We start from the raw sequence: 24,241 nt of genomic DNA on the forward strand, positions 1-24,241 counted from the left end.
TTTTATTGTTTTAAAATTTAATTCTCAAGTTAAGGTACAACCTGTTAAACAACTGTTGATCCTGAAATGTTGCCTCGTAATTGGCCGACAAATACAGTTTTTTACTGAATTGCCACGACAAATCAAGCTCGCCAATGTGCTGCTGCAAATTAGTTAAAGTATTTACATATTGAAAATCTACCCAACGATAATGTAGCATTGTATATAATTTTCCTGAAACAAGATCTTTTGATAAACGTGCACCATAAACCTGCCCGTCGAGATAGCTGGTTTGCATCAAATTGGCGGTAATACTCAACGATGCATTCAGGGCCGGAACTTTTGTCCAGGTTGCAAAACCATTTAATGTTTTTGTTGGTCGCGGATCTTCGTCACGGAATCGTGTTCCGGCACTGGCACCAACAATAAAGCCTTTTACAGGTTGGTAGTTAATTCTGGCGCCTACTCCTTGCCGGCTTGCCTGTTGCAAAATTTCGTCGGCATAATTCCGGAAGGTTTCGTAGTAAATCACATTCTTCCGATTGTCGTACGAACCAAAAACCGCAAGTCGCTTTGAAAAACGATAACGTGCTGAAAAATACAGGCCGGTTAAACTCACGGTGTTTGTGGGCTTTTCATTTTCCACCTTATACAAATCGAGTTCCATCGAAGAAAACAAGGTTAGATTTTTAATGGCCGAATTGGTGTGCTGCATGTAAACAAACCGGCGGTCGACATTCCCCGAATTTCGCTGTTCGAAAAAAGCCAGCGACGACTGCACAAAACCATTGGCCGTTTTTTGGCTCTGCCCAACGTAAGCGCCGTATTCAAACAGATCAAAATTGTAGCCGTAATCCTGGTGATCGGGACGCGAACCGCCAACAATTCCGGCAAACATATTTTTAAATTTATATTCGAACTGTACTCCGTCAATGGCTCCAACATTTGCAATGCGTGGATTTATTTTTCGCCCGGCCCAAACAGATGCCGATTCATTAATATCGTATTTCAGCGCCAAACTGTATACTTTCAAGGCATTGTTCAGATTCTCCTGCACCACCTCCCACTGATTTAGTTTATGCGTAAAAGACACATACGTTTCAGCAGATATATTTGATCCTGACAGATGCGAAGCTTTTGCCGATAAAGTATACCGAAAGCGGTGAATATTATCCGCTTCATCAGAAATATTGGAGTAAGAAGACAGGGACAATCTGCCGTTTATATCCTGTGTTCTCGTCGGTTCTTTTGTCGGTTCCTGCGAAATTAATACCTGTTCATTCACATCCTTATCAGGCAAATCCTGTTGCGGTTGCACAACTTCACGAACCGGCTTATTTGTTCTGCCAAAAACAATATCGTCGACCTTAAACGTATGTTCTCCCAAAACAGAGCATAAACATGAAATAGAAGATTTATTATCGACAAGTAAGGCCGGCGTCAGGCCGTTTTTATCCCGAATAAACAAGGTATCACCATTTTCAATCTGATCGGTGGAGGCAAATCGCACATAAATATTTTCTCCGGTAATGTACGATACTTTCCCATTGAGAAGTTCCCCGGATTCTTGCGCATTCACGGCCATTGTTCCCCAAAACAAAAGAAACAATCCGAATAAGCTGATATTTGGTTTTCGTATCTTAATCATCTTCTGCATTACCTCTTGGGTGACAATCGAAACAACTTGTTGGCGTATATACGTAATCATTTACATCTCTATGGCGACTGTCCGTTTCGGTTTGATTGTGTTCGTGACAATCGGTACAGCTAAACAGTGAGTAGCTATTCTGCTGCGTGTGGCAATCAAAACAATTGTTCCATTCGCCGCGGTGCCTGCCCGAATAAATGGGGAAATAGTAGTCATCATGAACAGTAAACTGTGCAGGACTCCATCCCGGATCGGTTGTATGACAGTCGGTACACTGCGTTGAGAAACCGCTGTTTTGGTGCGATGGATTTGTTGCCGAAGTAAAATCAGTTTCATGGCAACTAAAACAATCGGTTGAAACAGGCTCAAAAACTCCTGAGGTATGACATTCGGTACAGCTGCTTATGGCATGTCCTTTTGTTAGTGGGAAAAAATCGTGATTAATACCTTGTGCCGACCACAAGAATGCGTCAATCCGATGGCATTCGAAACAGTCGGTCGAGAATCCGGACTCAATATGATTGGGCTCTGTAGTTGCATAATAATCCTGGCTGTGACAATCGATACATTCTACTCCCAGAGGCTGAAACTCCAACAATGAAGCGCTTGTATGACAGTCCGAACAATCGGCGGTGTTGTGAGCTCCCAGCAGCGCGAAACGACTGGTTTGATGAATTTCGGTAATGTTACTTACCAGCCAGGAGCGCGAATCGTGACAGCGCCTGCAATCGAGGCCAACCGTGTTGTTGTGCATGTCGTTGTGACAATCAATACAATTCGTTTTTGCATCGTTAAAAACCAGGGTTGTGTGGCACGCTCTGCAATCGGTAAAAGCATGCTGCCCGTCAAGCGTAAAATCGGTTGAATCATGCGAGAAACCTGCTGTTACTTTCGCGAAAATCCAGCCTTCGGTTGTGTGGCAGTCGAGGCAATCAATTGACAGGTCCTTACCATGGGGATTTTCCTGTGCCCTCAGTTGAAAGACCAAAAACAACACTACAATTATTAATGACAACTTGCGCATGTTATATCTTCAAATTTATAAACGATGTAATTCCGGATTAAATTATCGGTGGGTTTATGGCAGGCAATACACTCCAGCCCCTCATGTTTTCCATCGATTTTAAACCGTGCATTATCATGATTGAATTTTTCGGGCAACCAGTTGTTAAACGTGTGGCACCCCTCGCAATCATTTTTCCCAGATTCCTCAAACTGCCCAAAATGAATATCGTCATGGCAGTTCGCACAGTCAGCCGCGAGTCCTGCAAACTTTTGCCTGGCAACTCCGGCAGTTTCGTTAAAGTGGCAATCGCGACATGATGCCGCTGTATGTTTACCTTCGAGATTAAATTTCGTTTTGCTATGATCAAAGTCGATCTGGCTCCAGATCGTTTCGTTATGACACACACGACAATCGGAATCAGGCATAAATTTACTGCTGATTTTATCATCATGAATATTTTTGTGACAAGCAATGCAATTGATTTCTTCGAACTTAAAATTCCATTCTTCACCTTTTTTATGGCATTCGAAACACGGAGTTGCCCCGTGGGCACCGACCAAGGCAAATTCAGTGTTCTTATGCCGCTCAAGGCCAAAAGAAGAAGGCGAAAATCCATTAACAGAGTGACAGGAATTACAATCGGGTGAAACCCTTTTTTTTGCCAACTGACCTTTATGAAAATCGCTGTGGCAATCGGTACAATTAGTATGCGGTACTGCTTTAGTGTAATTACCCGAGGCGTGACATTCTTTACAATCTACCGCAACATGTTTGCCCCGCAATGGATAGTCGGTATTGTTGTGGTTAAAAGCGCCAATGTTCTTCACCTGCGTGAAAGAAAATTCATCGTGACATTTACGACAGTCGTTACCAAATTTATTGTTGTGCACATCCTTATGGCAGCTGGTACAGTTTGCAAACTGAACACCTGCAAACTGTTGAAAGGCCTTGCCATTCATTGTCTTTTTTTCGTGACATCGAGAACAATCAACTTCCCTGTGTTTCCCAACCAATGGGAATTTAGTTGCTGCGTGATCAAAACCGGTAGCCGGAACAAAAGCCTCCTGGTTGTGACAATCCGTACAATTCTGCGACAAAGTATTCTGGTGAACATCGGTATGGCAATCGATACATTCCGTGCCCATTCCGAGGAAGGTACCGGCCGATTTTTTCTGCAAAATATTGTTTTTAATTAATGAAGCTTTATGACAATCGATACAGGTTATTTCAGCATGTTTTGCTTCCAGTTTAAAACCCGTTAGGTCGTGATTGAAATTATCTTGATTCATCCGAATCATCTTAAAATTTCGACCATAATGTTCGCCGTGACATGCTGCACATCGTTGCCCTGTAACTTCCGCCGATGCATGATAACCTTTCTTCTGGTCTATCAGCATCTTTATTTCGGTATGACAAGCCAAACATTTTGCCGAGGTTTCCTTCTCTCCCAAAACATGGCACTTTGTACAGTTTGTTAAACCTTCCAAATGGGCATGTGCATCAGACAATTCTCCCGGCGATAACTGGGCAAAAGATTTTACCGCAATAAAAAATACTGCCAAAAGAAATCCGATATGTTTACCAAATATTTTCAAGTTTCTAAGCGTGATTTAATATTGCTTCGCCAAATTTTGTGGTTATTTCAATTCCTGCGTTTCGTAAAAGCTCGGTGGGCAATTCGCCTCCTGCAAAAATGTATACCAGGTTATTTTCAATTACCAACTCCTCTTGCTGATCTGCAATTTTCAAGCGCACACACTCTTCTTCAATCGCACTTACGTTTGAGTTCAATATCACATCCAAAAGCTTTGATTCAATGGCTTCGTCAAGTTTTTTCCGGTTTTTCGGTTTTAGGCGCGAAAAAGTTTCCTTCCGGTACGAAAGGGTAACTTCATTTCCGGTAGCCAGCAACAGGGCTGATTCAATTGCCGAATCGCCACCGCCAACAACCAATATTTTATTGCCCGAAATAAGCTCAGGTTCCAGCAATCGGTAAGCAACTTTTGGCAAATCTTCACCGGGAACATTTAACTTTCGTGGCGTGCCACGCCGGCCAATGGCCAGCAAAACGCGCTGCGAGGTGTACTGTTCGCCGTTGTTACATTCCACACAAAATCCCTGCTCGGTTTTAGATATCTTATTAACCTTTTGTTTTTCACTGATTTTAATCTCGTTCTTCGACAAAACTTCGTTCCACAAATCCAGCAACTCGGGCTTGCTGGTTTCGTACAGTTTTACTTTTCCATATAACGGCAAATCCATTGGCGAGGTCATTACAATTTTCGCCCGCGGAAAAGTGTACACAGTTCCGCCCAGCGTATCCTGCTCCAACGTAACTGTTTTTAACTTCAAGCGTTTTGCTTCAAGTGTAGCAGAAATTCCTGCAGGACCGGCTCCAATCACAATCAAATCGTATTCAGTACCACTTCCCGTTTTTATTCCTTTTGCAAGGTTTTGAACAGCCTGCCGTCCCTGCTCCACCGCATTTCGGATCAATCCCATTCCGCCCATTTCGCCGGCAATGAACATTCCTTTTACGTTGGTTTCAAATGTTTGATTAACATGTGGCAGATCAACACCCCGCTTTTCGGTTCCGATAAAAAGTGAAATGGCCTGTGTTGGACAGGCATGAAAACATGCGCCGTGTCCCACACACTGGCTGGCATTTATAACGGTTGCTTTTCCATTCCGAATGCCAAGAATATCATGTTCGGGGCAGGCACGAATACAGGCTCCACTCTGGATGCATGAATTTACATCAACCACCGGATGTAAGGAAACCGGCTCATGCAATCCATCTTCTTTTGCCCTTTGTATCTTCTCTTCAACAATTTTCGATTCACGTCGCAATTTTCGGATATAGATGAAAACCACCCCAAGAAGAAATAGTACTACCGCACCGTAAATCAATATTTGTTCAAGCAAGTTTTCCATAGTTCAAAAAATCCAGGTGTAACCAAACAGCAAAGCCACAACAATATGAACCAGCATAATCACCAGCATAATTAAGGCAAACGGAAGGTGTGCCACGTGCCAGTAACGCATTAATTGTTGCATGGTTGAAAGCCACGCAATCCGACGGTTCATAATAATCTTCGATTTCAATATTTTTATTGCCTTGCGATAATTTTTTCCCTTAAAGCCTTTCTCTTTCAGTTCTTTTCTCAAGTCGGCAATTAGGGAGCGCTCAAATCGGAACCGATTTACAAGGCGCTTTACATAGTTACCATCCTCGCGGTACGATTGTGTTTTTGATGCTGCGTTTACTTTCTGCAGACCTGCCGAAAGTGCTTCATTCCCCTCGCTGAACTGTGCCCAAAGTTCGGTTTCCATTTTATTCAGCTCAATTAGACTCATTTCACGTCCTTCAATAGTGCGCGGTATTTGCAAATAGATAACCCGGCCAATCACGCCACTGATTACTACGGCCACCATACTCCAAAAACTTACGGCAACAATACCTCCGAATTTAAATGAGGTGTGAAACAGAACCATAATCGGCCCCAGTGTACATAAAAAAATGTGGAATTCGAGCCAGTATTTTAACACTCCCAGCCGCGACAGAAACCTGAATCGTTTACGCGCCATATAGCCAAAAACGCCAACTACCATTAACGTAGCTCCTATAATTCCGAGTCCGTGCCCGATTAAACCGGTTGGTCTCAACAAAGCATCTTGTTCATGAAAATGTCGTTCACCGATATCTGCCAAATAATAATCAGCTCCGTAAACAACTAGAAAGACAAATACAAAAATTGTAATTGATACTAACAATAGTAAATACAACGAATGCCAATGCCGTCCCATTTATCCACTTCAATTTAGGTTGGTAACTTAAAGCTAGAACTAATTTCTAAAATGATATACGTTCAGAACAGGAAGAATAGTATTTTAAACTGTCCCTAAATTAGAAGGTTACATTTTAATCGCTATTTATTGCAAACTATGGTGCATATTTTTCATGCACATGAACTACTTAGCTTGCAAATTGAGAAATAAATTGAAGTTTATACACCAGCCAATTTAAACAGTGTCTAAATTTTAAACCCGGGAGTTATAATATGAATTTACAGGATAAAGTTGTGACTTTAATGCCGGGTCCTTAATCAACTCAACGGATTCAAAATAATTCTCTCACTAATTAGAATTAGCAAGAATTTGATCCAGATCATCCCATTGAATTTTTTGCAATTCCTGCATCAGCGAATCCTTAACGGCATTGTATCGCGTCATATTTTCTTCTTTCACTGGCTCAACGGGTGGCGCTTTAACTTTTAAGGGATCAACCAAACTTCCGTTTTTTGCCACCCTGAAATCGAGGTGCGGACCTGATGCCAATCCGGTTGAACCGACATAACCAATAACCTGTCCTTGCTTTACGCGTGCGCCGGTATGAATTCCCTTTCCATACCCTGAAAGATGCATATAGGTAGTGGTATAAACTGAATTGTGCTTTATTTTCAAATAATTACCGCCCCCACTTTTCTGATAGGCTTTGGCAACAACTGTTCCATCACCAATACTCATTACCGGAGTTCCTTTGGGTGCAGCATAATCCACTCCATGATGCGGACGACGGATACGTAAAACCGGATGCATACGATTGTTCGAAAAGCGGGAACTGATTCGCGAGAATTTCAGCGGTGCCTTTAAGAAAGCTTTTCTCAGACTTTTACCCTGCTCATCGAAATAATCCCAACGGTCGTCCTGATCGAATATGAATGCATAGTTATCTTCACCATAGTGATCAAACTGAACTGCATAAATTTCGCCAATGCCAATGGAAACGGAATCAACAAACTGTTCATCGTAAATCACCCTAAAACGATCGCCTTTCTGGATGGCAAAGAAATCGATGGTCCAGGCAAAAATATCGGAAAGTTCGAGTGCCAGCATCGGGTCTTGCCCGTTATCCACCATGGCATTCCACAACGAAGTCTCAACCACTCCATGCGCAGTTCGTTGGCGGGTTTTCACTTCCTTTTCACCCTTATAAATTCCTAATGTATCGGTTAACTCAAAAACTGTATATTCAACAGGTGAGTTTTCATAAACAAAATATTTGGCCACCGGAACTGAATCGAGGGTCGAAAGAATACAAAAGTTCTCGCCGCTTTTAATTTTTCGGACATCGAAAACGTCTCTTGATTTTCGGGCAATTTTATCGATTGTTCCCATTCCCACACCACGTGCATTCAAAATCTGACTGAGGTACTGATTGTTTTTTACCTTGCCCATTTCAAGCGTAAACGAATCAACCGGAAGTCCGTATTTTAACTCCGGCATTTTTACTTCAACAACGGTATCCAACACCGGTACCTCTTCTTTTTGGGCCTTTTTAGGTGCACACGAAAACAATTGACTCAGTGTAATTACGAGTCCCATCCCCACTAAAATCGATCTCAACTTCCTCATCTTCAAAATTTATTAAACGCAAAAATAAGAAAACTGTATAGATAACAAGATTAGTATGTATTTATTTAAAAAAATGAATTTTTAGACAAAAATTAAATGATCGCAGAAAGAACAGCTTACAATTTCAACTTATCAAAACCCTGCCCGTAAACGCCCATAACACTTCCCATGGAGATAAAAGCATCCGGATCGATCTGTTTTATTTTACGAAAAATGGCGCTGGTCTCTTTTTTTCGAACAACCGACATAATTACTTTCGTATCTTTTTTGGTATACCAACCCGTTCCATTGAGTATAGTTACCCCACGAATGGCCTCGTTGTTAATGTATTCTGCAATTTGCTCGTACTCTTTTGAGATTATAAACATTTGGGCCGAGCGGTTGGCACCACTTAAAAACGAATCGAGCGAATAAGAAACCACCCACATGGAAACATAACCATAAACCAGTTTTTCGGGCGAGCGGAATACCATATACGACGAAGCAATGATAATAACGTCGCACAATAAAATTATACGCCCCGGACTAATATTGCGGTATTTGTTTATAATCATGGCAAAAATATCAGTCCCACCGGTGCTTCCACCTCTCGAAAAAACAACACCGAGGCCAACTCCGCCGGCCATTCCGCCTAAAATTGCCGAAAGAAATGTGTCGTTTACAAGTGGTTCTTTCAAAATATTCTGAAACAGGGCAAAGAACCCGGTTAAAACCAGGATGCTGTAAATGGTTTTCACACCAAAATTAGCTCCCAGAATTTTTATGGCTACCAGAACCAGAAACGCATTAATAATCAGATATGTTATACTTACAGGAATTTTTGTAGCAAAATAAATAACTGCCGCAACACCACTTATTCCTCCGCCGGTTATCTCGGCAGGGATTAGAAACAATACCCAGCCTGCTGCAAACAACAACAGCCCGAAAGTAATTATTGCATAATCCTGAATCATGCGTCCCAGCCGTGTGTTATCCGACAATATCTCCTTAACCATTTTTAGTATTTTATATGTATTAAAAAATCGCGCAAATGAACAAAGCCTTTACTGAAAAAATAGTGATGATTGTCAGGGATTTGCGATATAACGTTAAGTTCACAAACATCTTCTGTTAAACAGTTTTCAAACTTTCAGAAAAAGGTACTATACCTATATTTTTTGAACCACCTGTATTTAAAGGCATTTTAGTCTGTTTTTACAAGTAAGCCAGTCCGACTTCTTGATTTTAAGACAATTATATCTTAAATTGTAATAAATCGTTAACATTCAAAAGATGCTTAATTTCTACAAAATCGTAAAAGAGAATCTTAATTTCAACCGGTTTGAATTTCGGGAAACGGTTTGCCTGGAATACACTTGTCCGATTGATGCCGAACAAATCGGAATTTTTTCCCGCAACGATTATATTGTTTATGTATTAAGCGGCAAAAAAACTTACAAAACCATCAACGGCGAGTGGACATTAACTCCCGGGCAAACTCTTTATTTAAAGAAAGGTGCCGAAGTTATTCATCAGTATTTTGACGATGAGTATTGTATGCTTGGCTTTTTTATCTCCGATGAACTGATACGCGAAACGATGGAGGAAATTCAGGGAAAACAAGTACTCAAAATAAATCACGAACCAAATAATTTTACTGCTCGGAAAGTAAATACCTCCGATTTCCTGGAAGGATATTTTCATTCCATGCTCACTTATTTTCGTGGCATAAACCGGCCGCCCGATCAGATTCTGGTACTTAAATTAAAGGAGTTACTGATTACACTGATCAACTCCGACCCAACATTAACGAATTACTTCACCAGCCTTACACCGTCTGACAAACCTTCGTTAAAGCGAATTATGGAGCAGAATTTCTGTTTCAACCTTAAACTTGAAGATTTTGCTGAGCTTTCGCACCGAAGCCTTTCTTCATTTAAAAGAGAATTCCAGCAAATATTCCAGGATTCGCCCGGAAAATGGATTATACGCAGAAGAGTTGAACACGCAGCCGCCATTCTCGCAAATTCTTCTCAAAGTGTTACTCAGGCTGCTTATGAATCAGGTTTCGAAGATGTCTCACATTTTAGTCGTGTATTTAAAAAGATCACAGGGAAAAGTCCTTCCGATTACAAAAAATCGCTGGTTTTTTGACCCATTTTTAACGTATTGAGCCAAATCGTCAACACTTCGGACTTTTTAGCAAAGTATGGCGCCCGGATAGTTCTCAACTTTGTACCAACAAAAACAGAGAACGATGAAAAACTTGATTTACACTTCAGAAAACAGGTCCGGACAACATAACGGATTCTCTCCTTTCTTCTTCATGAAAGGAACATCAAACAGCAGCCATGAAACTTATAACAATGTTGAAAAAACAAACTACAATCCGCAGTTTGGACAAAGTACACTTTTAACTCCTGAAGCTTCATCCGGAATAAATTCAGGTAAGCTGCCGAACCTAAAAAAGGTTTGTCGCGATTTGTTCAACACTTTTCGTGAGCAACAGGCGCCTTATTCAGCACTTCAGTTTATCCCGGTAATGCAGCAAGTTATGTCATTCGATAAAGAAGAACTGAAACGCTTTCTGAAAAACAAAGAAACCCGTCACGTTCTGGTTAATAACCGCTGGATGAAAGTAGTTCTGATTCACTGGAAACCCGGGAAAGTCAGCGATATCCACGGTCATCCGGCGGGAGGATGTGTTTTCAAATTATTGCATGGAAAACTGGAGGAATTACGTTACTCAGCCGATGAAAAACAAACCATCCTTTGTTCAAACGGATATCGTGCCGGCAGCATGGCCTACATCGACGACAGAATGGGTTATCACGCCGTTGGAAATCCATTTGGCAGCTCGGCAGTTAGCCTGCATGTGTATACACCGGGAACAGCAAAAACATACAACGAAAATATTTTTTAATCACACAATTAATTTATTCATCATTAAAATTTCACATCATGGAAACAAAACAAAAATTAGTAGTAGTTATTTCGAGAGGTCACGACGACGAACGTTCATCAGTAGCATGGAGCATTGCTAACGGAGGTATTAACAACGGATTGGAAGTTTCAATCTTCCTGGTTAGCTCAGCCATCGATTGGGTACGCAAAGGTGCAGCCGAAAAAGCTCGACCAAATCCGGAAGACCCAACCATTAAAGAAATGATTCAGAATGTTTTTAATGCAGGTTGTAATGTAAGTGTATGCCCACCTTGTGCGAAAGTGCGTGGTTACAGCGAAGAAGATTTGGTTGATGGCGTTAAGATTGTTGGCTCAGTTGCCATTCATGAAAGAATAAAAGAAGGAGCCGCCTTATTGAGCTTCTAAAATCGAAATACTTTTTTCATGAAAAAAGGGATAGCAGTTTGCCATCCCTTTTTTTCGATATCTGTTGAATTACTATCCTATAGCAATGTTTATGATCTTTTTCGGTACAAAAATGAATTTGCGAACGGTTTTTCCTTCCATCCATCTGGCAGCACGCTCATCGGCAAGCACTGTCTTTTCAATTTCATCTTTTGGCATGTCTAAAGGCAGCTCAATTTTGAAGCGCATTTTGCCGTTAAACGATACCGGATATTCGTGCGAATCTTCGGTCAATAAACTCTGATCTACTGCCGGCCAGGCTTCGTAAGCCAGTGTTTCGGCATTTCCATACATCGACCAAAACTCTTCGGCCATGTGCGGTGCATAAGGTGCCAGTATTTTTGCAAAAGTTTCAGCAGTTTGCTTGGTTACTTTTCCTTTTTTAATGGCCAGATTATTGAATACCATCAGTGCCGAAATTCCGGTATTGAACTTCATGTTTTCAATATCGTGCTCCACTTTTTGTATGGTTTGATGCAGCAACTTTGCCACCTCTTTATCTTCTTCTCCGTCAACGATTTTTTCCAGATCGGCAAAGAAACGGTACGCACGCGCCAGGAAGTTGAAAACTCCTTTCACACCATTTTCTGCCCATGGTTTACGCTCATCGAGCGGTCCCATAAACATTTCGTACAAACGCAGCGAATCGGCGCCGTAGTTTGCGATAACATCATCAGGATTCACTACATTCTTCAGCGACTTCGACATTTTTGCAACGATCTGTCTCAGCTCCTCGCCTGTTTCTGTGTGGAAATATTTACCGTCTTTTTCTTCAACCAAATCCGATGCTACTTTTGCGCCAGTTGAGGTTTCGTAGGCAAAGGCCAAAATCATTCCCTGGTTAAACAATTTCTGGAAAGGTTCGTCGGTTGAAACAACGCCCAAATCGAACAGCACTTTGTGCCAAAAACGCGAGTACAACAAGTGAAGAACAGCATGCTCGGCACCTCCAACATACAAGTCAACAGGCATCCAGTACTGTTCCTTTTTCACATCGAAAATACTGTCTACGTTATTCGGATCGATGTAGCGCAAATAGTACCAGCACGATCCTGCCCACTGCGGCATTGTGTTGGTTTCGCGGCGACCTTTACGTCCGTTTTTATCGGTAACAACCAGCCAGTCTTCGGCATTTGCCAATGGCGATTCGCCGGTTGAACTTGGTGTATATTCTTCCAGGTTTGGTAATTGCAAAGGCAGGTTTTCGTCTTCTACCAAAGTAACTTCGCCATCTTCCCAGTGGATTACAGGGAAAGGCTCGCCCCAGTAGCGCTGGCGGCTAAACAACCAGTCGCGCAATTTGAAGTTTGTAGTTGCTTTTCCAATTCCTTTTCCTTCCAGCCACTCAACAACTTGTTGAATACCTGCTGCTTTATTTAGTCCGTTAATATCCAAACCTGTTTCATCGCTCGACGAGTTGATGTATGCACCATCTTCTGTCCAGCAATCATCGCCGGCTAGAATTTCATCCCGGTTTTCCGCATCTTTTGGATCAAGAATGCAGTTGATCTGAATATCAAATTCTTTAGCGAATTCAAAGTCGCGGGTATCATGTGCAGGAACTGCCATAATCGCTCCCGTTCCGTAACCCATCAACACGTAGTCGGCTACCCAAATCGGAATCAACTGTTTGTTCACCGGATTAACAGCATAACGGCCGGTAAATACTCCGGTTTTCTCTTTTGCCAGATCAGTACGATCCAAATCCGATTTTAAAGCTGCAGCTTTAATGTATGCTTCAACTGCTTCTTTCTTATCGTCAGTTACAATTTCGTCTACTAATTCGTGTTCCGGAGCAATTACCATGTAAGTTGCACCAAACAAAGTATCAGGGCGAGTGGTGTAAACACGCAGATTTTTACCCAATCCATCGATAGCAAAATCCACTTCCGCACCGGTTGATTTACCAATCCAGTTGCGCTGCATGTCTTTTACACCTTCCGGCCAATCCAGGTTTTCGAGGCCGCTCAACAATCTTTCACCATAATGCGGAATACGCAGCAACCATTGTTTCAGGTTTTTGCGGATAACGGTGTTACCACATTTTTCGTGCGAACCATCAGTCAGCACCTCTTCGTTGGCACAAACTGTTTTACATGAATCGCACCACCAAACCTGTGCGTTATCGTAGTACGCCAGGCGTTTTTCGCCGATATAAGTTTTTACAGCCTCTTCTCCTTCAGCTTTTACCGCTTCAGGAATTATCAACTCCGAAATCGGACGGCCTTTTTGTTGCTCTTCATCAAAATAAGTGTCGTACAATTTTTTGAAAATCCACTGTGTCCATTTAAAATATTTTGGATCAGTGGTATTTATCTCACGATCCCAGTCATAGCTCAAACCAATAGCTTTAATCTGGCGACGGAAGTTATCGCAGTTTTTCCGGGTGGTAATTGCCGGATGTGTACCCGTTTGCATGGCGTATTGTTCTGCAGGCAAACCAAATGCATCGTATCCCATCGGATGCAACACATTAAATCCTTTCATCCGTTTGTAACGGCTCAAAATATCTGTTGCTGTATATCCCTCAGGGTGACCAACATGCAGCCCCGCTCCCGACGGATACGGGAACATATCGAGTATGTAATATTTTGGTTTTGAGTAGTCGTCTTCGGTTTTAAACGTTTTGTTTTCCTCCCAGTACTTTTGCCATTTCGGCTCTATTTCTGCGAATTTATATTCCATTTTCTTACTTAATAAGATTCTGATTTTAAAGGCGCAAAGATAAAATTTTTGTTGGATGTATCAGGTGATTTTACACATTCAAAATAAATCAAGTGAAAATGTTTGAGTTTACAACTTATTTGCCAATAAATCTAACAGACTAATATTTCGATCATGAATTAATATGCTGAAAAGCAACAAGATAACTACTGTCTTTTTCGTAACTTCAACATATTAAAACTAAAACCATTAAAATGAACACCATGAACAGTAAGTTATTTGTTGATGATTTTATGAACTACGTGCGGGTCAAAGATCCGGGGCAACCTGAATTTCATCAGGCAGTACATGAGGTTGTAGAATCACTGGCCGATTTTCTACTTGACAATCCAAGATACCTTCACGCTCAAATTCTGGAACGAATGGTTGAACCCGAGCGCATCATCCAGTTTCGTGTTCCCTGGATCGACGACCGTGGAAAAATTCATATTAACCGCGGCTACCGGGTGGAAATGAACAGCGCTATAGGGCCGTATAAAGGAGGACTGCGATTTCACCCAACCGTAAACCAAAGTATTCTTAAGTTTTTAGCTTTTGAACAGGTTTTGAAGAACAGCCTTACGTCGTTGCCAATGGGAGGCGGAAAAGGTGGTTCCGATTTTGATCCGAAAAACAAATCGGATAATGAGGTAATGCGTTTCTGCCAGAGTTTTATGACTGAATTATCGCGTCATATAGGGCCGTATACCGACGTACCTGCTGGTGACATTGGTGTTGGCGGCCGTGAGATCGGCTTTCTGTTTGGGCAATACAAACGCCTGCGCAACGAATTTACCGGAGTACTTACCGGAAAAGGTGTTGAATGGGGAGGTTCGCTTATCCGCCCCGAAGCTACCGGTTACGGCGCGGTGTATTTTGCTAAAGAAATGATGGCAACCCGCGGCGAAAGTTTTAAAGGAAAAACGGTGGCTGTTTCAGGCTCGGGCAATGTTGCGCAATACGCTACCGAAAAAGTTATTGAGCTGGGCGGGAAAGTGGTGACACTTTCCGATTCGAGCGGTTCAATCTATGATCCGGAAGGGATTGACCGGGAAAAACTGGATTTTGTAATGGAGTTGAAAAACGTACATCGCGGAAGGATAAAAGAATATGCCGACAAATACGCGGTTCAGTACATGGAAAAACGACGTCCGTGGAGCGTAAAATGCGACGTGGCCCTGCCTTGTGCAACAGAAAACGAGCTAAACCTGGAAGAGGCAAAAATGCTGCTTAACAACGGATGTTTTGTGGTTGCCGAAGGAGCCAACATGCCGAGTACAGAAGATGCGGTTCATTATTTCCTTCAGAAACAAATTCTTTACGGACCGGGAAAAGCGGCCAATGCAGGAGGTGTTGCTGTATCAGGTTTGGAAATGACACAAAACAGTATGCGTATTTCGTGGAGTCGCGAAGAAGTGGACACCAAACTGCATTCGATTATGCAAAACATTCATGAGATGTGCGTTAAATATGGCAGCGAAAAGGATGGTTTTACCAACTACGTAAAAGGCGCAAACATTGCAGGATTCGTAAAAGTGGCTAATTCGATGATGGCTCAAGGATTAGTCTAATTACTAACCAATAATAATTTATATTCTGTCCGGTCTGAACATTCAGACCGGATTTTTTTTGTGGAAATAATCTGTCGTTCAGTTCGCTTCAATTTATTATTCAGGAATCAGGACATCGGGGCATAATTTTTGTTGTAATGCGCCCGATTAATACATTTGCACAAAATTATTTTCGGTGAAGAAATTCAGTCTTACTTTTATTACACTTCTGTTTTCTGTTTTCGCTGTATTTAGCCAGTCGTATGTTCTCGTAGTGAATGCCAAAACAGGTAATCCAATTGAGCATGCCATGCTTGTTTCGGATAACTATATTACACAAACCGATGACGAAGGCAGGGCAAAGCTCGACGGTTTTTTGAAAGATGAAAAGATCCTCTTTAAACATTCATCATACATACCTTACGTAAGCACCCGCCAAAAAATTGAAAACCAAAGCCGAACAGTGCTGCTGATTGAAAGTCCGGTACGGCTTGATGAAGTGGTTATTTCGGTTAACCGTTGGAAACAGTCAAAAACGGAAATTCCACATACCATAAAATCGATTCAGCCGGAAGAGATAATGCACTACAATCCACAAACCACTGCCGACATGCTGGGCACCGAAAGTGGAATATTTATTCAAAAAAGCCAGATGGGAGGCGGCAGTCCGATGATTCGTGGTTTTGCTGCAAACCGGGTACTGATTATGGTAGACGGAATCAGGATGAACAACGCTATTTACCGCAGCGGAAACCTGCAAAATGTGATTTCTGTTGATGCACAAAGCCTGCAAAATACCGAGGTTATTTTTGGACCGGGTTCGGTAATTTACGGAAGTGATGCACTGGGTGGAGTAATGAGTTTTAACATGCTGTCGCCCAAACTTTCGACCAATGATGATTTCGAAAATTTTGGAAAAGTATACGCTCGCTACTCTAGTGCCAATTTTGAAAAAACCGGACATTTCTCGTACAATATCGGTGGCAAAAAGTGGGCATCGGTAATTAGTGCCACCTTTACTGATTTTGATGATTTGATGATGGGAACTTTCGGCCCCGACGAATATTTACGCCCTGAATATGTCGAAAATGCTACATATTCCGGAGAAGATCATATTGTGAAAAACAGCAACAACCGGGAACAAATATATACTGGCTACAATCAGTTCAACTTATTGGGGAAATTACGTTTCAGACCCAATGAAGCCATCGACATTCTGTTAAGCGCCCAACACTCGCAAACCGGCGATATTCCGCGATATGACAGATTAATTGAGTATAGTCACGACATATTAAAATATGCCGAATGGTATTACGGTCCGCAGGAATGGACACTTTTATCAGGCCGACTGCAACTGGAAAAAGAAATGATGCTTTTTGATAAAGCAAACTTGCTGTTGGGCTACCAGGATTACACCGAAAGCCGACACGACCGCAAACGAAATAACGATGTTCTGCGTAACCGTACCGAGAATGTGAATGTGTTTTCGGCCAACCTCGATTTTGGAAAAAGCATCGATAATAAGAGTGAGCTGTTTTATGGTCTGGAAGGCTATTTTAACAAGGTAGGTTCAACAGGATATTCAGAAAACCTGCTTTCGGGTGAGCAGGAAGATATTGCTCCACGTTATCCGGACGATTCAAAGTATTCGAGCATGGCGGCTTATTACTCGTTTAAATATTCCATCAGTCCGAAAATTATTTTCCAGATGGGTTCGCGCTTTACCTACACGCATTTGGAAGGCGAATTTGATACCGATTATTATCTGTTTCCGTTCGATGGTTTCAATATGAACAATTCGGCATTTAACGGCAACCTCGGAATTGTTTGGCATCCCACCACCGATTGGCAAATTAATATCCATGGTTCCACCGGTTTTCGTTCGCCAAATATCGATGATGTTGCCAAGGTTTTTGATTCGGAACCCGGCACAGTTGTGGTTCCCAATCCCGACCTGAAACCAGAATATGCGCGCAACCTGGAGTTAAGCCTTATCCGTTCGTACCAGAATAAAGTTAAGGTTGAACTAACCGGTTTTTACACCTGGCTGAAAGATGCCATGGTTCGACGGGCTTTCGATGGATTGGAACAAGACTCCATTTTATACGACGGAGAAATGAGCCGCGTGGAAGCATTGGTGAATGCCGAGTCGGCAACAATATACGGAACCACTTTGAACGTAGATTACCTTTTTAATAACCAGTGGCGCACCCGCCACGACATTACTATCACGAAAGGAGAAGATTCGGAAGGTTTACCTATCCGACATGTTCCACCGGTATTTGGTTCGTCGCACATTATTTTCGAAGGGCCAAAATTGTACCTCGATTTATACGTAAACTACAATGGTAAACTTCATTTCGAGGATCTTGCCACCGACGAACAAAGTAAACCTCATCTATATGTTCCCGATGAAAACGGTAATCCGTATTCTCCGGCGTGGTGGACTGCCAACCTAAAATCGAACTACCAGCTAAATTCGAACCTGACACTAAGTGGCGGAATAGAAAACATTTTTAACAAACGCTATCGTCCTTATTCTTCGGGAGTTGTATCCCCCGGCTTGAACTTTGTTATTTCAGTTTTATTTAAATTTTAAATTCCAGCGCCTTTTTTGGAGCAAATGCACAGGAAAAGAAGATTCGCATAACATAATATTAACGTTATTATTCTTTTTATGCAGAATAAATAAAGCTTAGAAAACATATTGTTTACAATTAGTCGACAACTTGCGGGAACTAAAATTAACGTAATGAAACGACGAAATTTTCTTGGAGCCCTTGGAACATCAGCGCTCGCCGTATCAACATTATCTTTTACAACAAACGCGGCCCCCGATGCGCCTAAAAATCGCTTATTCCGCATCGTTCATTTAACCGATATGCACATTTTTGAATCGGAAAAAGTAGCTCGCGGAATAAAACAGCTACTAAAAGAGATTCACCAGTTGGAAGACAAACCCGATTTTGTTCTCAATACCGGTGATAATATTATGGATGCCCTTAAACATTCGAAAGAAGAGGTGGAACAGCAATGGAATGCCTGGACTCGCTATTATAAAAATGAGCTACAATATCCGTTGTACAACTGCATTGGCAACCACGATGTTTGGGGTTGGGGATTAAAAGAACAGCCCATTCAGAACGATCCGCTTTACGGAAAAGCATGGGCATTAAAAATGCTGGAATTAAAAAACCGGTACTATTCATTCGAACACAAAGGATGGAAGTTTATTATTCTCGATAGTCCGGCTTCGGTAAACGAAGGAAGTTACACTGCCCGGCTCGATGATGAACAATTTAAGTGGTTAGCAAGCGAGTTGGAAAACACAGCATCATCAACACCCGTTTGTATTGTTTCTCATATTCCAATTTTATCGGCCTCGGTTTTTTACGATGGCGACAATTTAAAAGACGGAAACTGGCAGGTACCCGGTGCCTGGATGCACACCGACTCAAAAAAAATAAAAGACCTTTTTTATAAACACAAAAATGTAAAAGCTGCATTAAGCGGACACATTCATCTGGCCGATAAAACAGAATACCTTGGCGTGCAATACCATTGTAACGGTGCCGCATGTGGCGGATGGTGGGACGGCAATTACCAGGAATTTGGCCCGGCTTATGCAATAATCGACTTTTATGCCAACGGAGACATTATTACCAATTTAAAAGAATACAAATTCTAAATCCAACTAAATAAAGAAATAGAATGAACACCCGATAATCATCCAACGCTCCTAAGTTTCTGCGGAGCCATTTTTCAGCTACAATAAACACTGCATTTCATAAGAATTAACTTACGCAAATAGGTCAAAATGGGATTACTATGATTAAAATTTAATAGAAATCAAATTAAGAATTTACACAAAAATCTACGTATTTATGAAACACTTTATTGTAACTATTGGATTTCTGATGATGAGCATAGTCCTTTTTGCTCAGAAAAAAGAAATCACGGGAAAAATTACGGAAACCAACGGACTTTCCTTACCCGGAGTAAGTATTATGGAAAAAGGGACATCGAACGGAACAGTTTCCGATTCCGATGGAAATTACCGAATTGAAGTGAGCGAGAACGCAACACTTTTGTTTTCGTTTATTGGCTTTACAGCAAAAGAAATACCGCTTGAAGGGAACACGCTGATTAATGTTATTTTAGCCGAAGACCTTCAGGAAATTGATGAAGTTATTGTAACCGCACTGGGTATTAGCCGGGAGAAAAAAGCGCTTGGTTATACCACCCAGGAAGTAAAGTCGGAAACCATAACCAGTGTTAATGCGCCCAACCTGGGAAACATGTTAAGCGGACAGGTGGCAGGTTTAACAGTTGATACCAAAACCGGTATTTTTCAAAGCCCCGATTTTCAACTTCGGGGAAAAGCGCCCCTCATCGTAATTGATGAAGTTCCGGTTGAAACCGACTTTTTTGATGTTTCATCGGCCGACATTGAAAACATTGTGGTATTGAAAGGCCCCACTGCTTCGTCGCTTTACGGATCGCGCGGAAGAAATGGTGCAATTCTTATTACTACCAAAAAAGCCGCTAAAAAAGGTCTTGACATTACCATTTCAAACAGTACCATGATTTCGGCCGGTTATACGGTTTTCCCGGAAACACAAACCGAATACGGAAACGGATCGAATGGCCAGTACGAATTTTGGGACGGACAAGACGGTGGTATCTCGGACGGAGATATGATCTGGGGACCAAAATTCTCCGACAACCTTGAAATTCCGCAGTGGAACAGCCCAATTTACGACAATGTAACCGGCGAAACTATACCGTGGTGGGGCGACGTTTCGGGAACACAATATGACGATAAATCGCGCTACTCGAGGGTTCCTATTCCGTGGGAATACCACAACAACCTGAAGGATTTTATGCGCACAGGCGTGGTTTCAACCACGAATTTCTCCATCGCTTCGAAAAATGAAAAAGCATCAACACGCTTTTCAGGCTTTTACCAATCAGAAAAAGGCAGGGTCCCCAACTCGAATCTAAAAACCGGCGGACTAACATTTAACGGTTTGTACAACCTTACTTCAAACCTTACTCTCGATGCCAAATTATCGTTCTACAAAGTTTATTCGCCCAATTACCCGCGTTACGGTTACGGCCCCAAAAACCACATGTACACCATTTTAATATGGATGGGCGACGATGTGAATGGACAGGAACTGAAAGAACACATGTATATCCCCGGACAGGAAGGCTACCGCCAGGCCAACTATAACTACGCCTGGTATAACAACGTGTATTTTGCTGCTCACGAGCTAAACCAGAAACACGACCGCAACACCAGTAACGGGCAGGTTAAAATGAAGTGGGACATTACCGAAGACCTGAGCCTGCAGGGAAGGAGTTCAGCGGTGTTAAAACATACTTTCGAAGACCGTGAAAGCCCGAAATCGTACCTGAACTATGGCGATCCGCGCGAAGGGGATTACAAAACATGGAATACCGATCAGGTAAATATCGATAATGATATTTTACTGTCGTATAAAAAAGATTTCTCCGATAAGTTTGGATTAAGTGCCAACGCCGGCGCCTCAATGTTCTACAAAAAATACCAGCAGGAATACAACGCCACCGATGGTTTAGTTGTTCCGTGGGTGTACAGTTTAAACAACTCGCTGGGCAATGTAAAAGCATCAACTTACTTCCAGGAACGCGAAATACGAAGCGTTTTCGGTACTTTATCGATGGATATGCTGGATGCCTTCTTCCTTACTGTTACTGCACGAAACGACTGGTCTTCAACCTTGCCAGCGTCAAACAATTCGTACTTCTATCCTTCAGTTTCTTTAAGTACCCTGTTATCGAACCTTATTGATTTCCCGGAAGCCGTTGATTACTTAAAATTATACGGATCGTGGGCTGTAGTGTCAAGTGATTTGAGTCCTTACCAGATCTCGTCGTACTACAGCAACAGCGGAATGTACAACGGAAATTCAAAAGTAAGTTATCCGGGAACGATTGTAAATCCGAATATCAAACCGGAAAAGTCAACTTCGTTTGAGTTGGGTCTGTCGTCTGTTTTTTTGAAAAACCGCTTAAGTTTTGATTTGACGTACTACAACATTGTAGACGAAAACCAGATTATTAACCTGGATATTTCAGAAGCCAGTGGTTTCGACTCAAGAAAAGTAAACGGAAACCAATACACAACCAATGGTTTTGAGGTGATGCTAAATGCCAACCCGGTTCGTAAAAGCAATTTCCGCTGGGACCTTGGCTTAAACTGGACAACCAGCGTTAAAAAGCTTACAGAAATTTATGGTGGCGAAGAAAAATACGGGAACTATTCGTTGAATGAGCGCATTGATAACTACTATGCCACGGGTTGGATGAAAACTGCCGATGGCCAGCTTATCGTTTCGGCAGAAACCGGTCTGCCATCGAAAGATCCTAATCCGCAACTTTTTGGTCATACCGCTCCGAACTGGATGTTTGGCTTGCAAAACCATTTCAAATACAAAAATCTTTCGTTGGATGTTGACATCGATGGTTCGCTTGGCGGTGTAATACGATCATTATCAGTTGAAAAAATGTGGTGGGGAGGCAAACACCCGAACTCGGTTGAATACCGCGAAGCTGAATATGCTGCCGGTCATCCGGTTTATGTTCCCGATGCGGTGAACGTTATTAGTGGCGAACTAACCACCGACACTGAAGGAAACGTAATCTCCGACACACGCGAGTACCAAACCAACGAAACAGCAGTAAGCTGGCAAACATGGTCGCAAAACTATCCTTACCGCGCAAAAGTATCGCAAGACGAAAATGAGACGTTTGCCAATATTTTCGATCGCAGCTATGTAAAGCTTCGAAAAGTGGCATTCACTTACGATCTCACCAACCTTGTGAATATTAACGCATTCAAAAAAATTGAAGCCACAGCCTACGGCTACAACCTGGCAATGTGGAAAAAGGCCGACATCATTGATCCTGATTACGGAGATGACAACAACCTGCAGGATCCTTCAACGCGTTATGTTGGTTTGGGATTAACCGTAACATTCTAAAAAACAAGAACACTTTAATTTTAAAACAATGAAAAAATATATTTTATCAGTAATAGTTTTTGTTTGGGTATTCAGCTCATGCAGCGATTTAGAGGAGTTAAACCTGAACCCGAACAATGTTCCCGAAACGCACCCGCAACTTTTACTTACCGACATTGAATGGAATGCTTTCCAGGTAGGAGGAGTGAGCCCAATGTTTGCCTCGCGAATGGTGGTACAAACCGATGGCGAAAATGCCAACCAGTATTACAACTGGAACCGCGCCGGTTTTGGCGATTATGCGAAGCTTCGGAATATTACAAAAATGATGGAAGAAGCCGAACGCATTGGAAACACCGCTTATACAGCTCTGGGTAAATTTTTCCGCGCCTATTATTTTTATAATCTCACCCTAACTTTTGGCGATATCCCCTACTCCGATGCCTTACAAGGAGAAACTGACGAAATTTATGCCCCGGCTTACGATTCGCAAAGGGAAATTTTTAAAGGAATACTACAGGAGCTGGAAGATGCTGATGCCCTTTTGGCCAACGACAACAGCATTATTGCCGGCGATATTATTTATAACGGAAGCACAAGCCAGTGGCGCAAATGTATCAACTCGTTTCGTTTAAAAGTGCTGATCACGCTTTCAAAAAAAGAATCGGAATCTGATTTGAATGTAAAAAGCACCTTCGCCGGCATTTACAACAACTCGCCAATTCTTGAATCGAACGACGACAACGGACAACTCGTCTTTATCGATGAATTGGGAAGCCGTTATACCGAATACAACAGTAGTAGCTATGGTTCGGCCCGATACATGGACTCAACCTATGTGAAGCGCCTTCAGGATTTAAGTGACCCGCGATTATTTATTTTCTGCGGACAAACACGTAACGCAAAAGAAGCCGGTTTGGCCATTAACGATTTTTCGGCTTACGAAGGTGGAGATCCGATTGCTCCTTACAACGAGGTAAACCTGAAAGCAGCCGCCGGAAAAGTATCGAAGGTAAACCTGAGATACACCACCGACCCAACCACTGAACCGCATGTATTTTTGGGATATACTGAACTGCAACTTATTTTGGCAGAAGCCGCCATTCGTGGGTGGATCAGTACCTCGGCCAAGGATCACTACGAAAATGCGGTAAAAGCATCGTTTGAGTTTTACAATGCCCATGCCGCCGATTTTGCGGAGTATGTATATGCCGATGCAGCAAACGAATATTTGCAGGGGCAACTGGTTGATTTTGCCAATGCTTCATCAAACGAAGAGCAATTAAAGCTAATCATGCTTCAGAAATATATTCCTTCTTTTTTACAAGGCGGATGGCGAATGTACTTCGACCATTTACGAACCGGATATCCTGAATTCCGGATTGATGGAACCAATACCCCACCTTTGCGATGGATGTACCCAACCAGCGAATACCAGCAAAACAGCGAACATGTAAGTGATGCCATTACCGCTCAGTTTGGCGAAGGCAACGATAAAATCAGAGAAACAAGCTGGTGGTTAAAATAATATTCACTCTTTTTTCATAGAAATAAAACTAAAGGTCTGTGTATATTTATGCAGGCC

16 protein-coding genes are annotated in these 24,241 nt (G+C 42.1%); 8 read left to right on the forward strand and 8 right to left on the reverse strand.

Annotation, left to right across the window (positions count from 1 at the left end; genetic code table 11):
* Positions 1-10: 10 nt before the first annotated feature.
* From G4420_RS03030 to G4420_RS03060, 7 genes are all read right to left on the reverse strand, one after another.
* Complete coding sequence (locus tag G4420_RS03030) at positions 11-1,627, reverse strand: hypothetical protein (RefSeq protein WP_163322108.1); 1,617 nt, start codon at positions 1,625-1,627, stop codon at positions 11-13.
* Positions 1,620-2,642, reverse strand: coding sequence for a hypothetical protein (locus tag G4420_RS03035; RefSeq protein WP_163322109.1), 1,023 nt, complete (start codon positions 2,640-2,642; stop codon positions 1,620-1,622). Before G4420_RS03035 ends, G4420_RS03030 begins: the two co-directional genes overlap by 8 nt.
* A complete protein-coding gene (locus G4420_RS03040; protein ID WP_163322110.1) occupies positions 2,633-4,195 on the reverse strand; it encodes a cytochrome c3 family protein in 1,563 nt (520 codons plus the stop codon). The genes G4420_RS03035 and G4420_RS03040 overlap by 10 nt, the downstream gene beginning before the upstream one ends.
* 37 nt (positions 4,196-4,232) lie before the next feature.
* Positions 4,233-5,567, reverse strand: coding sequence for an NAD(P)-binding domain-containing protein (locus G4420_RS03045; RefSeq protein WP_163322111.1), 1,335 nt, complete (start codon positions 5,565-5,567; stop codon positions 4,233-4,235).
* A gap of 3 nt (positions 5,568-5,570) precedes the next feature.
* A complete protein-coding gene (locus tag G4420_RS03050) occupies positions 5,571-6,440 on the reverse strand; it encodes a hypothetical protein (RefSeq protein ID WP_163322112.1) in 870 nt (289 codons plus the stop codon).
* Positions 6,441-6,770: 330 nt separating this feature from the next.
* Positions 6,771-8,048 carry a M23 family metallopeptidase gene (locus G4420_RS03055; RefSeq protein ID WP_163322113.1) on the reverse strand — a complete coding sequence of 426 codons (1,278 nt, stop codon included), beginning with the start codon at positions 8,046-8,048 and terminating at the stop codon, positions 6,771-6,773.
* Positions 8,049-8,164: 116 nt separating this feature from the next.
* Entirely contained in the window at positions 8,165-9,043 is an 879-nt protein-coding gene (locus G4420_RS03060; RefSeq protein ID WP_045026276.1) for a YitT family protein, read from the reverse strand.
* Positions 9,044-9,320: 277 nt separating this feature from the next.
* Between G4420_RS03060 and G4420_RS03065 the strand changes: the two genes are divergently transcribed.
* From G4420_RS03065 to G4420_RS03075, 3 genes are all read left to right on the forward strand, one after another.
* The gene (locus G4420_RS03065; RefSeq protein WP_163322114.1) at positions 9,321-10,181 is read left to right on the forward strand and encodes an AraC family transcriptional regulator; all 861 of its coding nucleotides are present in this window, start codon (positions 9,321-9,323) and stop codon (positions 10,179-10,181) included.
* A 103-nt stretch (positions 10,182-10,284) separates the two neighbouring features.
* The gene (locus G4420_RS03070; RefSeq protein WP_163322115.1) at positions 10,285-10,950 is read left to right on the forward strand and encodes a cysteine dioxygenase; all 666 of its coding nucleotides are present in this window, start codon (positions 10,285-10,287) and stop codon (positions 10,948-10,950) included.
* Between the two features lie 38 nt (positions 10,951-10,988).
* The gene (locus tag G4420_RS03075) at positions 10,989-11,357 is read left to right on the forward strand and encodes a DsrE family protein (RefSeq protein ID WP_045026273.1); all 369 of its coding nucleotides are present in this window, start codon (positions 10,989-10,991) and stop codon (positions 11,355-11,357) included.
* Between the two features lie 72 nt (positions 11,358-11,429).
* Here G4420_RS03075 and leuS read toward each other — a convergent pair whose 3' ends face one another.
* A complete protein-coding gene (gene leuS / locus G4420_RS03080; protein WP_163322116.1) occupies positions 11,430-14,081 on the reverse strand; it encodes a leucine--tRNA ligase in 2,652 nt (883 codons plus the stop codon).
* Between the two features lie 242 nt (positions 14,082-14,323).
* On the opposite strand from leuS, the gene gdhA reads away from it, so the two are divergent.
* The 5 genes from gdhA (at position 14,324) to G4420_RS03105 (ending at position 24,184) form a co-directional block, all read left to right on the forward strand.
* Positions 14,324-15,670 carry an NADP-specific glutamate dehydrogenase gene (gene gdhA / locus G4420_RS03085; RefSeq protein WP_163322117.1) on the forward strand — a complete coding sequence of 449 codons (1,347 nt, stop codon included), beginning with the start codon at positions 14,324-14,326 and terminating at the stop codon, positions 15,668-15,670.
* Positions 15,671-15,845: 175 nt separating this feature from the next.
* A complete protein-coding gene (locus tag G4420_RS03090; RefSeq protein ID WP_163322118.1) occupies positions 15,846-18,248 on the forward strand; it encodes a TonB-dependent receptor plug domain-containing protein in 2,403 nt (800 codons plus the stop codon).
* A gap of 153 nt (positions 18,249-18,401) precedes the next feature.
* Positions 18,402-19,337 carry a metallophosphoesterase family protein gene (locus G4420_RS03095; RefSeq protein WP_163322119.1) on the forward strand — a complete coding sequence of 312 codons (936 nt, stop codon included), beginning with the start codon at positions 18,402-18,404 and terminating at the stop codon, positions 19,335-19,337.
* A 196-nt stretch (positions 19,338-19,533) separates the two neighbouring features.
* Positions 19,534-22,677 (forward strand): SusC/RagA family TonB-linked outer membrane protein, encoded by a 3,144-nt coding sequence (locus G4420_RS03100; protein WP_163322120.1) that lies wholly within the window; start codon positions 19,534-19,536, stop codon positions 22,675-22,677.
* Positions 22,678-22,705: 28 nt separating this feature from the next.
* On the forward strand, positions 22,706-24,184 hold the full coding sequence (locus G4420_RS03105; RefSeq protein ID WP_163322121.1) for a SusD/RagB family nutrient-binding outer membrane lipoprotein: 1,479 nt from the start codon (positions 22,706-22,708) through the stop codon (positions 24,182-24,184).
* Positions 24,185-24,241 lie beyond the last annotated feature (57 nt).

Source organism: Draconibacterium mangrovi (assembly GCF_010586825.1).
Lineage (GTDB): Bacteria > Bacteroidota > Bacteroidia > Bacteroidales > Prolixibacteraceae > Draconibacterium > Draconibacterium mangrovi.

Excerpts from the sequence above, each read along its gene's own strand:
- G4420_RS03030 (WP_163322108.1), bottom strand. The coding sequence starts at position 1,627 with ATGATTAAGATACGAAAACCAAATATCAGCTTATTCGGATTGTTTCTT.
- G4420_RS03045 (WP_163322111.1), bottom strand. The coding sequence starts at position 5,567 with ATGGAAAACTTGCTTGAACAAATATTGATTTACGGTGCGGTAGTACTA.
- G4420_RS03050 (WP_163322112.1), bottom strand. The coding sequence starts at position 6,440 with ATGGGACGGCATTGGCATTCGTTGTATTTACTATTGTTAGTATCAATT.
- G4420_RS03055 (WP_163322113.1), bottom strand. The coding sequence starts at position 8,048 with ATGAGGAAGTTGAGATCGATTTTAGTGGGGATGGGACTCGTAATTACA.
- G4420_RS03060 (WP_045026276.1), bottom strand. The coding sequence starts at position 9,043 with ATGGTTAAGGAGATATTGTCGGATAACACACGGCTGGGACGCATGATT.
- G4420_RS03065 (WP_163322114.1), top strand. The coding sequence starts at position 9,321 with ATGCTTAATTTCTACAAAATCGTAAAAGAGAATCTTAATTTCAACCGG.
- G4420_RS03070 (WP_163322115.1), top strand. The coding sequence starts at position 10,285 with ATGAAAAACTTGATTTACACTTCAGAAAACAGGTCCGGACAACATAAC.
- G4420_RS03075 (WP_045026273.1), top strand. The coding sequence starts at position 10,989 with ATGGAAACAAAACAAAAATTAGTAGTAGTTATTTCGAGAGGTCACGAC.
- leuS (WP_163322116.1), bottom strand. The coding sequence starts at position 14,081 with ATGGAATATAAATTCGCAGAAATAGAGCCGAAATGGCAAAAGTACTGG.
- gdhA (WP_163322117.1), top strand. The coding sequence starts at position 14,324 with ATGAACAGTAAGTTATTTGTTGATGATTTTATGAACTACGTGCGGGTC.
- G4420_RS03095 (WP_163322119.1), top strand. The coding sequence starts at position 18,402 with ATGAAACGACGAAATTTTCTTGGAGCCCTTGGAACATCAGCGCTCGCC.
- G4420_RS03100 (WP_163322120.1), top strand. The coding sequence starts at position 19,534 with ATGAAACACTTTATTGTAACTATTGGATTTCTGATGATGAGCATAGTC.
- G4420_RS03105 (WP_163322121.1), top strand. The coding sequence starts at position 22,706 with ATGAAAAAATATATTTTATCAGTAATAGTTTTTGTTTGGGTATTCAGC.